Origin of the sequence: Streptomyces sp. NPDC058307 (genome assembly GCF_042880295.1) — a bacterium.
Classification (GTDB): domain Bacteria; phylum Actinomycetota; class Actinomycetes; order Streptomycetales; family Streptomycetaceae; genus Streptomyces.
Map to the genome: position 1 here is coordinate 139,134 of NZ_JBHVYZ010000002.1, position 17,997 is coordinate 157,130.

13 protein-coding genes are annotated in these 17,997 nt (G+C 69.2%); 12 read left to right on the forward strand and 1 reads right to left on the reverse strand.

What is annotated here, in order from left to right; genetic code table 11:
* Positions 1-93: 93 nt before the first annotated feature.
* Complete coding sequence (gene clpX / locus ACFVYN_RS02495; protein ID WP_389991338.1) at positions 94-1,380, forward strand: ATP-dependent Clp protease ATP-binding subunit ClpX; 1,287 nt, start codon at positions 94-96, stop codon at positions 1,378-1,380.
* Between the two features lie 73 nt (positions 1,381-1,453).
* On the opposite strand, the gene ACFVYN_RS02500 is transcribed toward clpX, so the two are convergent.
* On the reverse strand, positions 1,454-2,497 hold the full coding sequence (locus ACFVYN_RS02500; RefSeq protein WP_389991341.1) for a hypothetical protein: 1,044 nt from the start codon (positions 2,495-2,497) through the stop codon (positions 1,454-1,456).
* Positions 2,498-2,633: 136 nt separating this feature from the next.
* Here ACFVYN_RS02500 and ACFVYN_RS02505 point away from each other — a divergent pair, with 136 nt between their 5' ends.
* The 11 genes from ACFVYN_RS02505 to ACFVYN_RS02555 all read left to right on the forward strand — a co-directional run bounded on the left by ACFVYN_RS02505 (position 2,634) and on the right by ACFVYN_RS02555 (position 17,960).
* Complete coding sequence (locus ACFVYN_RS02505) at positions 2,634-5,258, forward strand: valine--tRNA ligase (RefSeq protein ID WP_389991344.1); 2,625 nt, start codon at positions 2,634-2,636, stop codon at positions 5,256-5,258.
* A gap of 93 nt (positions 5,259-5,351) precedes the next feature.
* A complete protein-coding gene (locus ACFVYN_RS02510) occupies positions 5,352-6,836 on the forward strand; it encodes a bifunctional folylpolyglutamate synthase/dihydrofolate synthase (protein WP_389991347.1) in 1,485 nt (494 codons plus the stop codon).
* 9 nt (positions 6,837-6,845) lie between these two features.
* Positions 6,846-7,256: a DUF4233 domain-containing protein gene (locus tag ACFVYN_RS02515; protein WP_389991350.1), complete on the forward strand. Its 411-nt coding sequence runs from the start codon at positions 6,846-6,848 to the stop codon at positions 7,254-7,256.
* Positions 7,257-7,320: 64 nt separating this feature from the next.
* Positions 7,321-7,734, forward strand: a complete 414-nt coding sequence (ndk, locus tag ACFVYN_RS02520) for a nucleoside-diphosphate kinase (RefSeq protein ID WP_059205347.1) — start codon at positions 7,321-7,323, stop codon at positions 7,732-7,734.
* A gap of 320 nt (positions 7,735-8,054) precedes the next feature.
* Positions 8,055-9,074: a rod shape-determining protein gene (locus ACFVYN_RS02525; protein ID WP_352383933.1), complete on the forward strand. Its 1,020-nt coding sequence runs from the start codon at positions 8,055-8,057 to the stop codon at positions 9,072-9,074.
* A 115-nt stretch (positions 9,075-9,189) separates the two neighbouring features.
* Entirely contained in the window at positions 9,190-10,137 is a 948-nt protein-coding gene (mreC, locus tag ACFVYN_RS02530) for a rod shape-determining protein MreC (RefSeq protein WP_389991354.1), read from the forward strand.
* A gap of 11 nt (positions 10,138-10,148) precedes the next feature.
* Positions 10,149-10,826, forward strand: a complete 678-nt coding sequence (mreD, locus tag ACFVYN_RS02535) for a rod shape-determining protein MreD (protein ID WP_389991357.1) — start codon at positions 10,149-10,151, stop codon at positions 10,824-10,826.
* Between the two features lie 80 nt (positions 10,827-10,906).
* Positions 10,907-13,156: a penicillin-binding protein 2 gene (gene mrdA, locus ACFVYN_RS02540; RefSeq protein ID WP_389991360.1), complete on the forward strand. Its 2,250-nt coding sequence runs from the start codon at positions 10,907-10,909 to the stop codon at positions 13,154-13,156.
* The gene (gene rodA / locus ACFVYN_RS02545) at positions 13,153-14,352 is read left to right on the forward strand and encodes a rod shape-determining protein RodA (protein WP_389991363.1); all 1,200 of its coding nucleotides are present in this window, start codon (positions 13,153-13,155) and stop codon (positions 14,350-14,352) included. The genes mrdA and rodA overlap by 4 nt, the downstream gene beginning before the upstream one ends.
* A 64-nt stretch (positions 14,353-14,416) precedes the next feature.
* Positions 14,417-15,916: a CHAD domain-containing protein gene (locus ACFVYN_RS02550; protein ID WP_389991366.1), complete on the forward strand. Its 1,500-nt coding sequence runs from the start codon at positions 14,417-14,419 to the stop codon at positions 15,914-15,916.
* A 76-nt stretch (positions 15,917-15,992) separates the two neighbouring features.
* The gene (locus ACFVYN_RS02555; RefSeq protein WP_389991369.1) at positions 15,993-17,960 is read left to right on the forward strand and encodes a TIGR03960 family B12-binding radical SAM protein; all 1,968 of its coding nucleotides are present in this window, start codon (positions 15,993-15,995) and stop codon (positions 17,958-17,960) included.
* The last annotated feature ends 37 nt before the right edge of the window (positions 17,961-17,997 follow it).

The window sequence follows — 17,997 nt, forward strand, 5'->3', positions numbered from 1 at the left end:
CCGAACGGGGGGCCCGGCAAGGTACCGTCGGACATAAGGCAGCACCAGGAGCCGCTGGACCTAGGCGTCTCCCAGGCGAAGGGGAAGCACACCGTGGCACGCATCGGTGACGGCGGCGATCTGCTCAAGTGCTCGTTCTGCGGCAAGAGCCAGAAGCAGGTCAAGAAGCTCATCGCAGGGCCTGGTGTGTACATCTGCGACGAGTGCATCGACCTCTGCAACGAGATCATCGAGGAGGAACTCGCCGAGACGAGCGAGGTGCGCTGGGAGGAACTCCCCAAGCCCCGCGAGATCTACGAGTTCCTGGAGGGCTACGTGGTGGGCCAGGAGCAGGCCAAGAAGGCCCTCTCCGTGGCGGTGTACAACCACTACAAGCGCGTCCAGGCCGGCGAGAACGGCGGCGGCAGCAGCCGTGACGACGCGATCGAGCTGGCGAAGTCCAACATCCTCCTGCTGGGCCCCACGGGCTCCGGCAAGACGCTCCTCGCCCAGACCCTCGCCCGCATGCTCAACGTCCCGTTCGCGATCGCCGACGCGACCGCGCTCACCGAGGCGGGCTACGTCGGCGAGGACGTCGAGAACATTCTGCTGAAGCTGATCCAGGCGGCCGACTACGACGTCAAGAAGGCCGAGACCGGGATCATCTACATCGACGAGATCGACAAGGTCGCGCGCAAGAGCGAAAACCCGTCGATCACCCGCGATGTCAGCGGCGAGGGCGTGCAGCAGGCCCTGCTGAAGATCCTGGAGGGCACCACGGCCTCCGTGCCGCCGCAGGGCGGACGCAAGCACCCGCACCAGGAGTTCATCCAGATCGACACGACGAACGTCCTGTTCATCGTGGGCGGTGCCTTCGCGGGCCTGGAGAAGCTCATCGAGTCCCGGGCGGGCGCCAAGGGCATCGGCTTCGGGGCGACGATCCGCTCCAAGCGCGAGCTGGAGGCCAAGGACCAGTTCGAGGACGTCATGCCCGAGGACCTGGTCAAGTTCGGCATGATCCCCGAGTTCATCGGCCGCCTCCCGGTCATCACGAGCGTGCACAACCTCGACCGGGAAGCCCTTCTGCAGATCCTGGTCGAGCCGCGCAACGCGCTGGTGAAGCAGTACCAGCGCCTCTTCGAACTCGACGGCGTGGAGCTGGACTTCGAGCGCGAGGCCCTGGAGGCCATCGCCGACCAGGCCATCCTCCGCCAGACCGGCGCGCGCGGCCTGCGCGCCATCATGGAAGAGGTCCTGCAGGGCGTCATGTACGAGATCCCGTCCCGCAAGGACGTGGCCCGCGTCGTCATCACGGCGGACGTCGTCCACTCCAACGTCAACCCGACGCTCATCCCCAGGGACGCCCGCGGGCGGGGCCCGGGGGAGCAGAAGACGGCGTAGTTCCCCAGGACATGTGAAGGGGCCCCGGTCAACCGACCGGGGCCCCTTCGCCGTTGAGGTGCCGGCGCGTCCGTCAGGCCTTGACGCGCACGTCGTTGCGGACCTTGGCGGTCAGTTCGGCAGCTTCGTCCATCGAGGTGCTCTGGCCCTTGGCGAGGCCGGCCACGTCGAACGCCAGCACATAGGTGACCGTGCTGTGGTCGGCCCAGATGCAGAACGGCATGGTCACGGTCTGTCCGGCCTCGGTGGTCTGGATCTCCTGGCACTTCATGATGCCGTTCTCAAAGCCGGCGGGCTTGAACTCCTTGGGGCTGCCGACGACCTTGCTGCTGTCGGCGCCCTTCCCGGCGTCCTTCGTCACCCGGCTGAACATCTCATCGACGACCCCCTCCGGGTTGTCGATGGTGCCGTACACACCGGCGAACACCAGGTTCTTGGAGGTGAGACCCGAACCTGCCGTGTAGCCCGCGCTGACGCCCTTGGGATTCTTGACGCCCCACGACTCCGCGTCGTTGATGTCGTCCTTGGTCATCCCGCCGATCCCGGTATCGCTGCCCTTCTTGTACTCCCCGCCGAGGATCGTCGCCGGTGTCGCCAGCTTGTGCGCCCCGTCGTCATTGATGTCCGAACCGCCGCCGGACCCGCCCCCGGCGAACACGAGGGAGGCGCCGACCGCGATCGCGGCGACGACCACCACCGCGCCGACGATGATGCCGATCTTCTTCCCCTTGCCGCCGCCGGCCGGGGGCGGCTGCGGGACGCCGTAGGGGGCCTGACCGTAAGGCGGCTGCTGCCCGTACGGCGTCTGCTGGCCGTAGGGAGCCTGCGGCTGGCCGTACGGCGGGGTCTGCGGCGGCACTCCGCCATGCTGCGGATAGCCGTAACCCGGCTGCTGCGGCTGCTGTCCGGGCTGCTGGGGATAGCCGTAACCCGGCGGCTGCTGCTGGGGCGGCGGTGCCTGCTGGGGGTAGCCGTAGCCGGGCTGGGGCTGACCCTGCGGCGCCTGCGGGGCCTGCGGCGGCTGGCCGTAGGGGCCCGGCTGGCCGTACGGCCCGGGCTGCGGCGACTGCCCGGGCTGCTGGGGCTGCCCGTACGGGCCCGGCTGGTTGTGACTCATCCCTGGGTTCCCCTCCAGATGCTTATGTGTTCCCGACATCCTGGTTCAGGCACAGGCGGCACACCGCATCGGGGCCTCCACCGTTACAGAACAAACGCGTTTCGGGAGACGCCCGCGACACCCCTAAACTGACCCCGTGACCGAGAACGCTCAGCAGCAGCCCACAGCGCCCAGCACCGAACTGCCGACCCAGTACGCGCCGGCCGAGGTAGAGGGGGCGCTGTACGAGCGCTGGGTGGACAAGGGGTACTTCACCGCCGACGCGAAGAGCGACAAGCCGCCGTACACCATCGTCATCCCGCCGCCGAACGTCACCGGTTCGCTGCACCTGGGCCACGCCTTCCAGCACACGCTGATGGACGCGCTGACGCGCCGCAAGCGCATGCAGGGCTACGAGGCGCTGTGGCTGCCGGGCATGGACCACGCCGGTATCGCGACCCAGAACAAGGTCGAGCAGCAGCTCGCCGAGGAGGGCAAGTCCCGCCACGACCTGGGGCGCGAGGAGTTCGTCGAGCGCGTCTGGCAGTGGAAGGAGGAGTACGGCGGCCGGATCCTCGGCCAGATGCGGCGCCTCGGTGACGGCGTCGACTGGAGCCGTGAGCGCTTCACGATGGACGAGGGCCTGTCCAAGGCCGTCCTCACCATCTTCAAGCGGCTCTACGAGGACGAGCTGATCTACCGCGCCGAGCGCATCATCAACTGGTGCCCGCGCTGTCTGACGGCCATCTCCGACATCGAGGTGGAATACCAGGAGGACGCGGGCGAGTTGGTCTCCATCCGCTACGGCGAGGGCGAGGACAGCCTCGTCGTCGCGACCACGCGCGCGGAGACGATGCTCGGTGACACGGCCGTCGCCGTCCACCCCGACGACGAGCGGTACCAGCACCTCATCGGCAAGCAGATCAAGCTCCCGCTCACCGACCGCACCATCCCGGTCGTCGCCGACACCCACGTCGACCCCGCGTTCGGCACGGGCGCGGTCAAGGTGACCCCGGCGCACGACCCGAACGACTTCGAGATCGGCCGCCGTCACGACCTGCCGTCCCTGACGATCATGGACGAGCACGGCGTGATCACCGTCCACGGACCCTTCCTCGGGCAGGACCGCTTCGAGGCCCGCTCGGCCGTCGTCGGCGCCCTCAAGGAGCAGGGCCGCATCGTCGCCGAGAAGCGCCCGTACATGCACTCCGTGGGCCACTGCTCGCGCTGCAAGACCACGGTCGAGCCGCGCCTGTCCCTGCAGTGGTGGGTCAAGGTCGCCCCGCTCGCCAAGGCCGCCGGTGACGCGGTCCGCGACGGCCGCGTCAAGATCCACCCCGAGGACATGTCGAAGCGCTACTTCGACTGGGTCGACAACATGCACGACTGGTGCATCTCGCGCCAGCTGTGGTGGGGCCACCGCATCCCGATCTGGTACGGCCCGGACGGCGAGGTCGTCTGCGTCGGCCCCGACGACGAGCCGCCCACCGGTGAGGGCTGGACCCAGGACTCCGACGTCCTGGACACCTGGTTCTCCTCCGGCCTGTGGCCGTTCTCCACGCTCGGCTGGCCCGAACAGACCGAGGACCTGCGGAAGTTCTATCCGACCGACGTCCTGCTCACCGGCCACGACATCATCTTCTTCTGGGTCGCCCGGATGATGATGTTCGGCCTCTACGCCATGGACGGCCAGGCCCCCTTCCACACCATCGCGCTGACCGGCCTGGTCCGCGACGAGTTCGGCAAGAAGATGTCGAAGTCGAACCCCAACGCGGTGGACCCGCTGGTCTGGATGGACGCCTACGGCTCCGACGCCGTGCGCTTCACCCTCGCCAACGGCGCCAACCCGGGCGCGGACGTGCCGATCGGCGAGGACTGGGTCAAGGCCTCCCGGAACTTCACCAACAAGATCTGGAACGCCACCCGCTTCGCCCTCATGAACGGCGCCACGGTCGAGGGCCCGCTCCCCGACGCCTCCGAGATGTCGGCGACGGACCGCTGGATCCTGTCCCGCCTGAACACCACGGTCGCCCAGGTCGACGCGTACTACGACGACTACCAGTTCGCCAAACTCGCCGACGCGCTCTACCACTTCGCGTGGGACGAGATCTTCGACTGGTACGTCGAGCTGTCGAAGACGACGTTCTTCGCGGGAGGCGAGCAGGCCAGGGTCTCGGGGCGGGTCCTCGGCGAGGTCCTCGACGTGACGCTGCGGCTGCTGCACCCGGTCATCCCGTTCGTGACGGACGCCCTGTGGACCACCCTGACCGGCGGCGAGTCCCTGGTCGTCGGCGAGTGGCCGGCCGACAGCGGCTTCCGCGACAAGGACGCCGAGCTCGAGATCGCGCTGGTCCAGCGGGTCGTCACCGAGGTCCGCCGGTTCCGCAAGGACCAGGGCCTCAAGGACGGCCAGAAGGTCCCGGCCCGCCTGGGGCTGACCGGCACCGCGCTCGCCCCGCACGAGGCCGCCATCCGCCAGCTCCTGCGTCTCCAGCCGGAGGGCGAGTCCTTCGCGGCCACGGCGACCCTCCCGGTCGCCGGTGCCACGGTCGCCCTCGACCTGTCGGGCACGATCGACGTGGCGGCGGAACGCAAGCGCCTCGCCAAGGACCTGGCGGCGGCCGAGAAGGAGAAGGCCCAGGCCAACGCCAAGCTCGGCAACGAGGCGTTCCTCGCGAAGGCCCCGGACAACGTGGTGGACAAGATCCGCGGCCGCCTGGCCAAGGCGGACGAGGACATCGCGAGGATCAAGGCTCAGCTGGAAGGCCTGCCTCAGGCGTAAGGCATGGCGGGGGCTCCGGGGTGTTCTGCACGTTCTGCACCCCGGGCCCCACTCCGTGGGCACTCTGTCAGTCGCCGTCCGTAGACTGACCCCGTGAGTGACACCGACCCCTTCGACGAGATCGTCGCCGCCGAGACCGACCGAGACCCCGACCTCGCGGTCATCGAGGCCGGCAGCCGCACCCTGCGCACCCAGGGCGCCCCGCCGGAGGCCGACGTGCCCGGACGCCCTGAGGACCCGGAGGTCGACAAGGCCCTGCGCGCGGTCGAGGCGGAGCTCGCCGGCCGCTGGGGCGAGACCAAGCTGGAGCCCTCGGTCAGCCGTATCGCCGCGCTGATGGACCTGCTGGGCGAGCCGCAGCGGTCGTACCCCTCGATCCACATCACGGGGACCAACGGCAAGACCTCCACGGCCCGCATGATCGAGGCCCTCCTCGGCGCCTTCGAACTGCGCACGGGCCGCTACACCAGCCCCCATGTCCAGTCGGTCACCGAGCGCATCAGCCTGGACGGCGCCCCGATCTCGGCCGAGCGGTTCATCGAGACCTACGACGACATCAAGCCGTACATCGAGATGGTCGACGCCCAGCAGCAGTACCGGCTGTCCTTCTTCGAGGTGCTGACCGGCATGGCGTACGCCGCCTTCGCGGACGCGCCCGTCGACGTGGCCGTCGTCGAGGTCGGCATGGGCGGCTCCTGGGACGCCACCAACGTCATCGACGGCGATGTCGCGGTGGTCACGCCCATCGACCTGGACCACACCGACCGGCTCGGCGAGACGCCCGGCGAGATCGCCGTCGAGAAGTCCGGGATCATCAAGCAGGACGCGGCCGTCATCATGGCCCAGCAGCCCGTGGACGCGGCGCAGGTCCTGCTGAAGAAGTCCGTCGAGGTGGACGCCACGGTCGCGCGCGAGGGGCTGGAGTTCGGGGTCGTGTCCCGGCAGGTCGCCGTCGGCGGGCAACTGCTGAACCTGCGCGGCCTGGGCGGTGAGTACGAAGAGGTGTACCTGCCGCTGCACGGCCCGTACCAGGCGCACAACGCGGCCGTGGCGCTCGCCGCGGTGGAGGCGTTCTTCGGGGTGGGGGCCCAGCGCCCGGACCGCCTCGACATCGACACCGTCCGCAAGGCCTTCGCGGCCGTCTCCGCCCCGGGCCGTCTCGAAGTCGTACGGCGTTCCCCGACCGTCGTCCTGGACGCCGCCCACAACCCGGCTGGCGCCCGCGCGACGGCCGAGGCGGTCGGCGAGGCCTTCGACTTCAGCCGGCTCATCGGTGTGGTGGGCGCGAGCGGCGACAAGAACGTGCGGGGGCTCCTGGAGGCCTTCGAGCCGATCTTCGCCGAGGTCGTGATCACGCAGAACTCCAGCCACCGTGCCATGGACGCCGACGAGCTCGCCGCGATTGCCGTCGAGGTGTTCGGCGAGGAGCGCGTACAGGTCGAGCCGCGGCTGCCGGACGCCCTGGAGGAGGCGATCACGCTGGCCGAGCAGGACGGCGAGTTCGCGGGCGGCGGCGTGCTGGTCACCGGGTCGGTCATCACGGTCGGCGAGGCCCGGCTGCTGCTGGGAAGGGGCTGAGCCGCAGCCATGCGTACGCTCTGTGCATCGACCCTGATCGGCGAGTTCTTCGTCATCGGCTTCGCCGGACTGGTCGCGATGAAGGACCCCGACCTGGCCACGTCCACGGTGTGGACGGTCAGCGGCATCGCCATGTTCCTGTGCCTGGCCCTGTGCGGGGTGGTGACCCGGCCCGGCGGCGTCGTCCTCGGCTGGGCGCTCCAGATCGCCCTCATCGCCTCCGGCTTCGTCATCCCGACCATGTTCTTCATGGGCGCGATCTTCGCGGCGCTGTGGTGGGCCTCCGTGCACTACGGCCGGAAGATCGACGAGGCGAAGGCGAGATTCGCCGCGCAGGCGGACCAGGCCACCCCAGCCGTCCCGGCGGAGCAGGCCGCCCAAGCCGCCCCGGCGGACTCCACTACACCTGACGCTGTGTGACGAACGTACCGACACGCCCTGTAACCTCGTCCCACCGCACAAGTCAGCAGGTTAGGAGCCCATCGTGAGCCAGCGCACCCTCGTCCTCCTCAAGCCCGACGCAGTCCGTCGCGGCCTGACAGGCGAGATCATCAGCCGTATCGAGCGCAAGGCCGGCTGGCAGATCACCGCGCTGGAGCTGCGCACCCTGGACCAGGACACCCTGGAGCAGCACTACGGCGAGCACAAGGGCAAGCCCTTCTACGAGCCGCTGGTGGAGTTCATGGCCTCCGGTCCGGTCGTCGCGCTGATCGTCGAGGGCGAGCGGGTCATCGAGGGCGTCCGCGCGCTCGCCGGCCCGACCGACCCGATCGCCGCCGCGCCCGGCTCCATCCGCGGCGACTTCGGCGTCATCGTCCGCGAGAATTTGATCCACGCCTCCGACTCGGAGGAGTCCGCCGAGCGCGAGGTGAAGATCTTCTTCCCCGGGCGCGCATAGGCCGCGCATAGTCCGCGCGTAGGGGTTTCGTGGCATTTTTTGACGGGGTGTCAGTTCACTCGACTGTCTGACCTGGGGCGGCCGTACGTTTTCGGCCGTCCTCCGGCATATGCGTGCCGATCGGGGGAACGAGTGCCCCCTATGGACCGTCTCCACAAGCGAGGCGGCGTTCGATCTGCTGACAATGGCGAAGACCCTCGCGCAGTGTTCGTGCAGGCGCGTCTACGATGGAAGCCTTCACGTCACAGCACCCACTTCGCCGACCTGAAAAGCCCTCAAAAGCTCCCAGGAAGGCCAGACGAATCCTGATGGGGAACTCAATGTCGTTCATCGGCCGTGACATGGCTGTCGACCTCGGGACCGCCAACACGCTGGTGTACGTCAGGGGTCGCGGGATCGTACTCAACGAGCCGTCCGTCGTCGCGATCAACACGAACACCGGTGGAATCCTCGCTGTAGGCGCCGAAGCGAAGAAGATGATCGGCCGGACCCCCGGCAACATCGTTGCCGTGCGGCCGCTGAAGGACGGCGTGATCGCCGACTTCGAGATCACCGAGCGGATGCTGCGCTACTTCATCCTGAAGATCCACAAGCGGCGGTATCTCGCCAGGCCGCGCGTCGTCGTGTGTGTCCCCTCGGGCATCACCGGCGTCGAGCGCCGCGCCGTCATCGAGGCGTCGTCCCAGGCGGGCGCCCGCCAGGTGCACATCATCGAGGAGCCCATGGCGGCCGCCATCGGCTCCGGCCTGCCGGTCCACGAGGCCACGGGCAACATGGTGGTGGACATCGGCGGCGGCACCACGGAGGTCGCGGTCATCTCGCTCGGCGGCATCGTCACCGCCCAGTCCATCCGCGTCGCGGGCGACGAGCTGGACAACGCGATCATCCAGCACATCAAGAAGGAGTACTCCCTCCTCCTCGGTGAGCGGACGGCCGAACAGATCAAGATCACGATCGGTTCGGCGTACGACCTCGACAATGACGAACACACCGAAATCCGTGGCCGGGACCTCGTCTCCGGGCTGCCCAAGACCGTCGTCATCTCGGCCGCCGAAGTCCGCAAGGCGATCGAGGAGCCCGTCAACGCCATCGTCGACGCCGTCAAGACGACCCTCGACAAGTGCCCGCCCGAGCTCTCCGGCGACATCATGGACCGCGGCATCGTCCTCACCGGCGGCGGCGCCCTGCTGCGCGGGCTCGACGAGCGGCTGCGCCGGGAGACCGGCATGCCGATCCACATCGCCGAGGACCCGCTGGACAGCGTCGCGCTCGGCTCCGGGAAGTGCGTCGAGGAATTCGAGGCGCTCCAGCAGGTGCTGGACGCCCAGCCGCGCAGATGACGTAACTTGTCGATTCCGCCGTACGAGATGATCTCCTCTCGTACGGCGGATCGTTGATATAGAGGCATAAGCTCCCACAAACGCAACTCCAATCAGAAGGGCACGGCCGCCGCACGTGAGGGACACACGAGAGAGCCGGCTGCTCCTGGTGCTGCTGATCGCCGTCGCGTTCGCGCTGATCACGGTGGACATCCGCGGCGGGGAGGACTCGCCCGTCGACGGTGCCCGCCAAGGCGCGGCCACCGTGTTCGGCCCCATCGAGAACGGTGTCTCCGCCGCGGTCGACCCGGTCGGCAACGCGGTCTCCGCCGTCCGCGACTCCGGCGAGCGGTACGACCGGCTCGCCGAGCTGACGAAGGAGAACGCCGCCCTCAAGGCGCGACTCGGCAGCGACGACCGCAACTCCAGCCGCCTCAAGCAGCTCGACAAGATGCTGAAGATCGCCGGCGAGGGTCAGTACGGCATCAAGGGCGCCGAGGTCATCGCCATAGGAGCGGCCCAGGGCTTCTCCTGGACCATCACCATCGACGTCGGCGTCAACGACGGCATCCGGCGCGACATGACCGTCCTCAACGGCGACGGACTGGTCGGCCGCGTCACCACCGTCGGCCCGAACACCGCCACCGTGCTCCTGGCCAACGACCCGGACTTCACCGTCGGCACCCGCATGGAGTCCACCGACGAACTCGGATTCGCCTCCGGCCAGGGCGACCGTCCGCTGCGCGTCGAACTCCTCAACGGCAAGGCCGAGATCAAGAAGGGCGACCGCCTGGTCACCTTCGGCTCGCAGGCCGACAGGCCGTTCGTGCCCGGCGTCCCGGTCGGCGTGGTCTCCCGCGTCGACCCCTCAGGCGGCGACCTCACCCGCACCGTCTACGTCACGCCGTACGTCAGCTTCACCAAGCTCGACATCGTCGGCGTCGTCGTCCAGACGCCGAAGAAGGACCCGCGCGACACGGTGCTGCCCGCCAAACCGAAACCGACGCCCACGCCGACCGTGACGGTCACCGTCACCCCGTCCGCCAATGCGCCGGTCGCCGGCGAGATCCAGCAACAGCAGTAGGAGCTGTAGTCATGCGCGTCAACAGGATCCTGCTGTCCTCCGCCCTGATCGTGGTCGCCCTGGTGATCCAGGTGAGCGTCCTCGCCCGCCTGCACCTGCCGGGCGCCGTCCCCGACCTGCTGCTCCTCACCGTCCTCGGCCTCGCCCTGGTCTACGGCCATGTCGGCGGCGCCCTCGTCGGCTTCGCCGCCGGTCTCCTCGCCGACCTCGCGCCTCCCGCCGACCACGCCGCCGGGCGATACGCCCTGGTGCTGTGCGTCATCGGCTACCTCGCGGGGCTCGCCAAACCGGAGAACGGCAGACTCAAGTCGGCCACCGGCCCCATGCTCGTCGTGGTCGCCGCCGCCATCGGCACCACCCTGCTGTACGCCGGTGTCGGCGCCCTCGTCGGCGACACCGCCGCCCGCCATGTCGGCCTGCCCAGCCTGCTGTTCACCGCCTCCCTGTACGACCTGCTGCTCGCCCCGTTCGTCGTGCCCGGCATCATGGCGCTCGCCCGGCGCGCCGACAACGACCCGCTCGCCGAGGCCGGTTCATCGGCCAAGTCGGCGGACATCTCCTCGGGCTGGCTCTCCTCGGGCACCGGCTTGAAGATCGGCGGTCAGCGCGGCGGCCTCGGCGGCCTGAAGACCAGGACGCGGACCCGTACCACGCGGGTGGGCCGCGTCAAGGGGGTCAAGCGGCTGTGACCCCACGGGAGTCGGCGGACCGCGTTCACAGCTTCGCCGTATATGACACATACACACACTGAGAGGGGGCGGCAGCCGCAGTGACCAATATCCCCGAGACCGGACGGACCCCACGGGTCCAGATCCGGCTCGTCGTCATCCAGATCCTCGTGCTGTCCCTCCTCGGCACCCTCGGCGGACGCCTGTGGTACCTCCAGATCCGCGAGGGCGACGCGTACGCCAAGGAAGCCTCCGGCAACCACGTCCAGCAGGTCGTCGACCCCGCCGTGCGCGGCTCCATCCTGGACGCCCGCGGAGTGGCGCTGGCGGACAACGAGACCCGCCTTGTGGTCTCCGCCTCCCGCACCGACCTGCTGAAGATGAGGGACGACGGCAAGGCCGTCCTCGCCAAGCTGGCCAAGGTCCTCGGCATGTCCGCCCAGGACGTCATGCTCAAGGTCCGGCTCTGCGACGCGAAGACCCCCCAGCCCTGCTGGAACGGCTCGCCGTACCAGCCCATCCCCATCACCGACGAGGCCACCCCCAAGCAGGCCCTGCAGATCCGCGAGCGCGCCGAGGACTTCCCCGGCATCAGCGCCGAGCCGCAGGCCGTGCGCCGCTACGCCGCCCCCGGCAAGGCCAACACCGCCCAGGTCCTCGGCTACCTCTCCCCGGTCACCGACGAGGAGATCACCAAGGCCCAGGACACCGACTCGCCCTACCTGCGCTCCGACCAGGTCGGCCGCTCGGGTCTCGAGCGCCAGTACGACAAGCAGCTGCGCGGCAAGGCGGGCGTCACCCGCTACGAGGTCGACAACCTCGGCCGTGTCATCGGCGAGGCCGAGGCCGACGCGGCCCAGCCCGGCGCGAACCTCGTCACCAGCATCGACTCCCGCGTCCAGCGAGTCGCCGAGTACGAGCTGAACCAGGCGATGAAGACCGCCCGCAAGCAGTTCGACAAGATCACCGGCGAGAACTACAAGGCCGACTCGGGCGCCGTCGTCGTGATGGAGGCCAAGACCGGCCGGATCGTGGCGATGGCGTCCGCCCCGACCTACGACCCGAACGTCTGGGTCGGCGGCATCTCCGCCAAGGACTACAAGAAGCTCACCGGCAAGAACTCCGACTACCCGCTGCTCAACAGGGCCATACAGGGTCAGTCAGCACCCGGTTCGACGTTCAAGGTCGTCTCCACGGCCGCCGCGGTCGAGGCCGGCTACGTCTGGGACGGCGGCTACCCCTGCACCAGCTCCTACTCGGTCGGCGGCCAGGTCTTCAAGAACTTCGAGGGCGAGAACTTCGGCCCCATCTCCCTCGGCCGCGCCCTGGAGGTCTCCTGCGACACCGTCTTCTACGGCCTCGCCGACCGGGAGTGGAAGAAGGACGGCGGCATCAACCCCAAGAAGGGCGAGCCGAAGGACTACTTCTACAAGGCCGCCCACCAGTTCGGCCTCGGCAAGGAGACCGGCATCGACCTCCCCAACGAGGTCACCGGCCGCGTCCCCGACCGCCAGTGGAAGGAGTCCTACTGGAAGGCCAACAAGGACGCCTGGTGCCGGACCGGCAAGAAGGACGGCAGCTACGTCGAGAAGATCGCGTACGAGAACTGCCTCGAAGGCAACAAGATGCGCGAGGGTGACTCCATCAACTACTCCATCGGTCAGGGCGACACCCTCGTCACCCCGATCCAGGAGGCCAGGATCTACGGGGCGCTCGCCAACGGCGGCACCATGTACCAGCCGAGCATCGGCAAGGCGATCATCAGCGCCGACGGCAGGACCGTCCAGGAGATCAAGCCCAAGGCGACCGGGAGGCTTCCGATCAGCCAGGCCACCCTCAAGGGCATGGACACCGCCCTGGAAGGCGTCGTCACCCGCGGTACGGCCGCCTGGAAGTTCGGCGGCTGGCCGCAGGACAAGATCCCGCTGCACGCCAAGACCGGCACCGCCGAGGTCTACGGCAAGCAGACCACGTCCTGGCTGGCCACGTACTCCAAGGACTACACGGTCGTCATGACGATCGCCCAGGCCGGTACCGGCTCCGGCGCCTCGGGTGAGGCCGTGCGCCACATCTACAACGCCATGTACGGCGTCTCGGCCGACGGCACCATCGACAAGAAGCACGCGCTGCTGCCCACCCCGGAGAAGAGCCTGCCCAAGGTCCAGACGGACGGGACCATCAAGTCCCCGAAGATCTCCAAGGACCCGGCCAAGGACCAGCGGGCGAGCCAGGAGGCCACGCCCGCGCCGGACGCGACACAGCAGGGCGCGACCGTGAACACGCCGGCCAACGGGAACCGTGACACCCGAAGGCGGCGCCGCAGCAGGGGGAGCCGGAGGATGCTCACATGACCGGAGCGAACAGCTTCCAGGTCTCCGGGTACGGCCCCGCGCGCGCGGGCTGGACCCGGCTGCTGGCCCGCGACTCGCTCGCCCGCCGGCTGGACTGGCCGATACTGTTCTCGGCCCTCGCCCTGTCCATGATCGGCTCGGTCCTGGTCTTCTCGGCGACCCGCAACCGCACCGAGATCAACCAGGGCGACCCGTACTACTTCCTGATCCGGCACCTCATGAACACCGGCATCGGGTTCGCCCTGATGATCGGCGTGGTGTGGGTCGGCCACCGCACGCTGCGCACCGCCGTGCCCCTGCTCTACGGCGCCTCGCTCCTGCTGATCCTGCTGGTCCTGACCCCGCTGGGCTCCACGGTCAACGGCGCCCACTCCTGGATCGTGCTCGGCGGCGGCTTCTCGCTCCAGCCCTCGGAGTTCGTGAAGATCACGATCATCCTCGGCATGGCGATGCTGCTCTCGGCCCGCGTCGACGCGGGCGACAAGCCCTACCCCGACCACCGCACCGTGCTCCAGGCGCTGGGCCTGGCCGCCGTACCGATGCTGATCGTGATGCTCATGCCCGACCTCGGGTCGGTCATGGTCATGGTCATCATCGTGCTCGGTCTGCTGCTCGCCTCCGGCGCCTCCAACCGCTGGGTCTTCGGGCTCCTCGGCGCGGGCGCGGCCGGCGCGATCGCCGTCTGGCAGCTGCACATCCTGGACGAGTACCAGATCGCCCGCTTCGCCGCCTTCGCCAACCCGAGCCTCGACCCGGCGGGCGTCGGCTACAACACCAACCAGGCCCGGATCGCCATCGGTTCGGGCGGACTGACCGGCGCGGGGCTCTTCCACGGCTCGCAGACCACGGGCCAGTTCGTCCCCGAGCAGCAGACCGACTTCGTCTTCACCGTCGCCGGCGAGGAACTGGGCTTCCTCGGCGCGGGCCTGATCATCGTCCTGCTCGGGGTCGTGCTGTGGCGGGCCTGCCGGATCGCCCGCGAGACGACCGAGCTGTACGGCACGATCGTGGCCGCCGGCATCGTCGCCTGGTTCGCCTTCCAGGCCTTCGAGAACATCGGCATGACCCTCGGGATCATGCCGGTCACCGGTCTGCCGCTGCCGTTCGTGTCGTACGGCGGATCGTCGATGTTCGCGGTGTGGGTGGCCATAGGGCTGCTGCAGTCGATCAAGGTCCAGCGGCCCATGTCGGCGTAGCCGGGGTGCCCCGGGTGGCGGTGACCCTCTGCCGGAACCCGGGGCCGACCACTAGATTCGACTCATGGCGGACACGAAGCGGGAGATCGAACGCAAATATGAGTCCGAGGACAGCGGCCTGCCCGACCTGACCGGAGTCGCCGGCGTCGAGACCGTCGTCGACAAGGGAGTCGCGCGGCTGGACGCCACCTACTACGACACACCCGACGAACGTCTCATGGCGTCCTCGATCACCCTGCGCCGCCGCACGGGTGGATCGGACGCGGGCTGGCACCTGAAGTTCCCCGTCTCCCCGGGCGTGCGCGACGAGATCCGGGCCCCGCTCTCCGACACCCTCCCCGACGAACTCGCCGCCCTGGTCCGCTCCCGCGTCCGGGACGTGGAACTGCTGCCCGTGGTGCGGCTGCGCTCCGAGCGCGATGTGCGCCACCTCCTCGACGCGGACGGCGAACTGCTCGCCGAGGTCAGCGTCGACGCCGTGCACGCCGAGCGGCTCAGCGGCGGCGTCGGGACTGCCCAGTGGACCGAGATCGAGGTGGAACTCGCCGACGGCGGCGACCCCGTCTTCCTCGACAAGGTCGACAAGCGCCTGCGCAAGGCGGGCGTACGGCCCTCCGGGTCCTCCTCGAAGCTGGCCCGGGCCCTCGCGGAGACCGCGCCCGCGAAGAAAAGCCCCGTCACCGCGGACCCGGTGACCGCCGGCGACCATGTCCTCGCGTACGTCCGTGCCCAGCGGGACGTGATCGTCGGGCTCGACCCGGCCGTCCGCCAGGGCGTCGAGGACTCCGTGCACGGCCTGCGCGTCGCCACCCGCCGACTGCGCAGCACCCTCACGTCGTACGGCAAGGTCCTCGACCGGACCGTCACCGACCCGATCGGCGACGAGCTGAAGTGGCTCGCCGGCGAACTGGGCGTGGACCGGGACCGCGAGGTACTCGCCGAGCGCCTGTCGGCGTCCCTCGACGAGGTGCCCGCGACGCTGGTCTCGGGGCCCGTCGCCGAACGCCTGAGCGCCTGGTCCGCGGGCAAGCGGGGCGGGGTGAGCCCGCGGCTGGTCGGGGTGCTGGACTCCCGGCGCCATCTCGCCCTGCTGGACAGCCTCGACGCGCTGATCGCGGACCCGCCACTGCGCAAGGCGGCCGGGAAGAAGCCTCACAAGGTGATCGCCGAGGTCGTGCGGAAGGAGTTCCGCAAGGTCTCCGGGCTCGTAGGACAGGCGCTGGAACTGGAGCCCGGCACCGACCGGGACCTCGCGATCCACGAGGCCCGCAAGAAGACCAAGCGCACCCGCTACGCGGCCGAGGCGGCCGGCCCGGCCCTCGGCAAGCCGGCCAAGACCATGGTCAAGTCCATGAAGGCGCTCCAGAACCTGCTGGGCGAGCACCAGGACAGCGTGATGGCCCGGCAGACCCTGCGCGAGCTGTCCGCGGTCGCCCACGCGGCCGGAGAGAGCGCCTTCACGTACGGGCTGCTGTACGGGCGCGAGGAGCGGCGGGCGGCGGCGGTGGAGACGGAGCTGCCCGGGTTCTGGGACGGGATCAAGGGGGCGGCGGACGCCCTGTGACCTTTCGGGCGTACGGGGGGTGGCCGCGGCCGCGTTAGGCTAGATGGTCACCCCTGTCCGTCCATGGAAGTGCGAGATGTCAGCCGAAACCGCAGTGTCGGTGTTCCCGCAGCTCGAAGCTCTGCTCCCGCATGTGCAGAAGCCGATCCAGTACGTCGGCGGTGAGCTCAACTCCACCGTCAAGCCGTGGGAGTCCTGCGATGTCCGCTGGGCACTGATGTACCCGGACGCGTACGAGGTGGGGCTGCCCAACCAGGGCGTCATGATCCTCTACGAGGTCCTGAACGAGCAGGAGGGCGTCCTCGCCGAGCGCACCTACAGCGTGTGGCCGGACCTGGAGGCGCTGATGCGCGAGCACCGGGTCCCGCAGTTCACGGTGGACAGCCACCGGCCCGTGGGCGCCTTCGACGTGTTCGGCCTGTCCTTCTCCACCGAGCTGGGCTACACCAACATGCTGACGGCGCTGGACCTGGCGGGCATCCCGCTGGAGTCCAGGGACCGCGGCCTCGACGACCCGATCGTGCTGGCCGGCGGCCACGCGGCCTTCAACCCCGAGCCGATCGCGGACTTCATCGACGCGGCGATCATCGGCGACGGCGAGCAGGCCGTGCTCGACATGACGCAGATCATCCGCGAGTGGAAGGCGGAGGGCCGGCCGGGCGGCCGCGAGGAGGTCCTCTTCCGCCTCGCCAAGACGGGCTCGGTGTACATCCCGGCCTTCTACGACGTCGAGTACCTCCCCGACGGCCGTATCGCGCGCGTGGTCCCCAACAGGTCGGGCGTTCCGTGGCGCGTGTCCAAGCACACGGTCATGGACCTGGACGAGTGGCCGTACCCCAAGCAGCCCCTCGTCCCCCTCGCGGAGACGGTCCACGAACGCATGTCCGTGGAGATCTTCCGCGGCTGCACCCGCGGCTGCCGCTTCTGCCAGGCGGGCATGATCACCCGCCCGGTCCGCGAGCGCTCCATCACGGGCATCGGCGACATGGTGGAGAAGGGCCTGAAGGCGACGGGCTTCGAGGAGGTGGGCCTCCTGTCCCTGTCGTCCGCGGACCACTCGGAGATCGGCGACATCGCGAAGGGCCTGGCGGACCGGTACGAGGAGGACAAGATCGGTCTGTCCCTCCCGTCCACCCGCGTGGACGCCTTCAACGTCGACCTGGCCAACGAACTGACCCGCAACGGCCGCCGCTCGGGCCTGACCTTCGCCCCCGAGGGCGGCTCGGAGCGCATGCGCAAGGTCATCAACAAGATGGTGTCCGAGGAAGACCTCATCCGTACGGTCTCGACGGCGTACGGCAACGGCTGGCGCCAGGTGAAGCTGTACTTCATGTGCGGCCTGCCGACGGAGACCGACGAGGACGTCCTGCAGATCGCGGACATGGCGACGAAGGTGATCGCCGAGGGCCGCAAGGTCTCCGGCCAGAACGACATCCGCTGCACGGTCTCGATCGGCGGCTTCGTCCCCAAGCCCCACACCCCCTTCCAGTGGGCCCCGCAGCTCTCCGCCCAGGAGACGGACGCCCGCCTGCAGAAGCTCCGCGACAAGATCCGCGGCGACAAGAAGTACGGCCGCTCGATCGGCTTCCGCTACCACGACGGCAAGCCGGGCATCGTCGAGGGCCTGCTGTCTCGCGGTGACCGCCGCATCGGCGCCGTGATCCGCGCCGTCTACGAGGACGGCGGCCGCTTCGACGGCTGGCGCGAGCACTTCTCCTACGACCGCTGGATGGCCTGCGCCGACAAGACGCTGCCCGCGTTCGGCGTGGACGTCGACTGGTACACGACCCGCGAGAAGACGTACGAGGAAGTCCTCCCCTGGGACCACCTCGACTCCGGCCTCGACAAGGACTGGCTCTGGGAGGACTGGCAGGACGCCCTCGACGAGACAGAGGTCGAGGACTGCCGGTGGACACCTTGCTTCGACTGCGGGGTGTGCCCGCAGCTCGACACCCACATCCAGATCGGACCGACGGGGAAGAAGCTGTTGCCGTTGACGGTCAAGAACGCGGGGGCCCCTGCCGCGAGTGGGCATTCGCACTGAGGTGAGTGACGACGAGGCCTCCTCCCCGCGCGGGAGG

What these genes read in the sequence shown, in the direction of transcription:
- ACFVYN_RS02500 (WP_389991341.1), bottom strand. Translation starts at nt 2,497, where the DNA reads ATGAGTCACAACCAGCCGGGCCCGTACGGGCAGCCCCAGCAGCCCGGG.
- ACFVYN_RS02515 (WP_389991350.1), top strand. Translation starts at nt 6,846, where the DNA reads ATGCGTACGCTCTGTGCATCGACCCTGATCGGCGAGTTCTTCGTCATC.
- ACFVYN_RS02525 (WP_352383933.1), top strand. Translation starts at nt 8,055, where the DNA reads ATGTCGTTCATCGGCCGTGACATGGCTGTCGACCTCGGGACCGCCAAC.
- mreD (WP_389991357.1), top strand. Translation starts at nt 10,149, where the DNA reads ATGCGCGTCAACAGGATCCTGCTGTCCTCCGCCCTGATCGTGGTCGCC.
- rodA (WP_389991363.1), top strand. Translation starts at nt 13,153, where the DNA reads ATGACCGGAGCGAACAGCTTCCAGGTCTCCGGGTACGGCCCCGCGCGC.
- ACFVYN_RS02550 (WP_389991366.1), top strand. Translation starts at nt 14,417, where the DNA reads ATGGCGGACACGAAGCGGGAGATCGAACGCAAATATGAGTCCGAGGAC.
- ACFVYN_RS02555 (WP_389991369.1), top strand. Translation starts at nt 15,993, where the DNA reads ATGTCAGCCGAAACCGCAGTGTCGGTGTTCCCGCAGCTCGAAGCTCTG.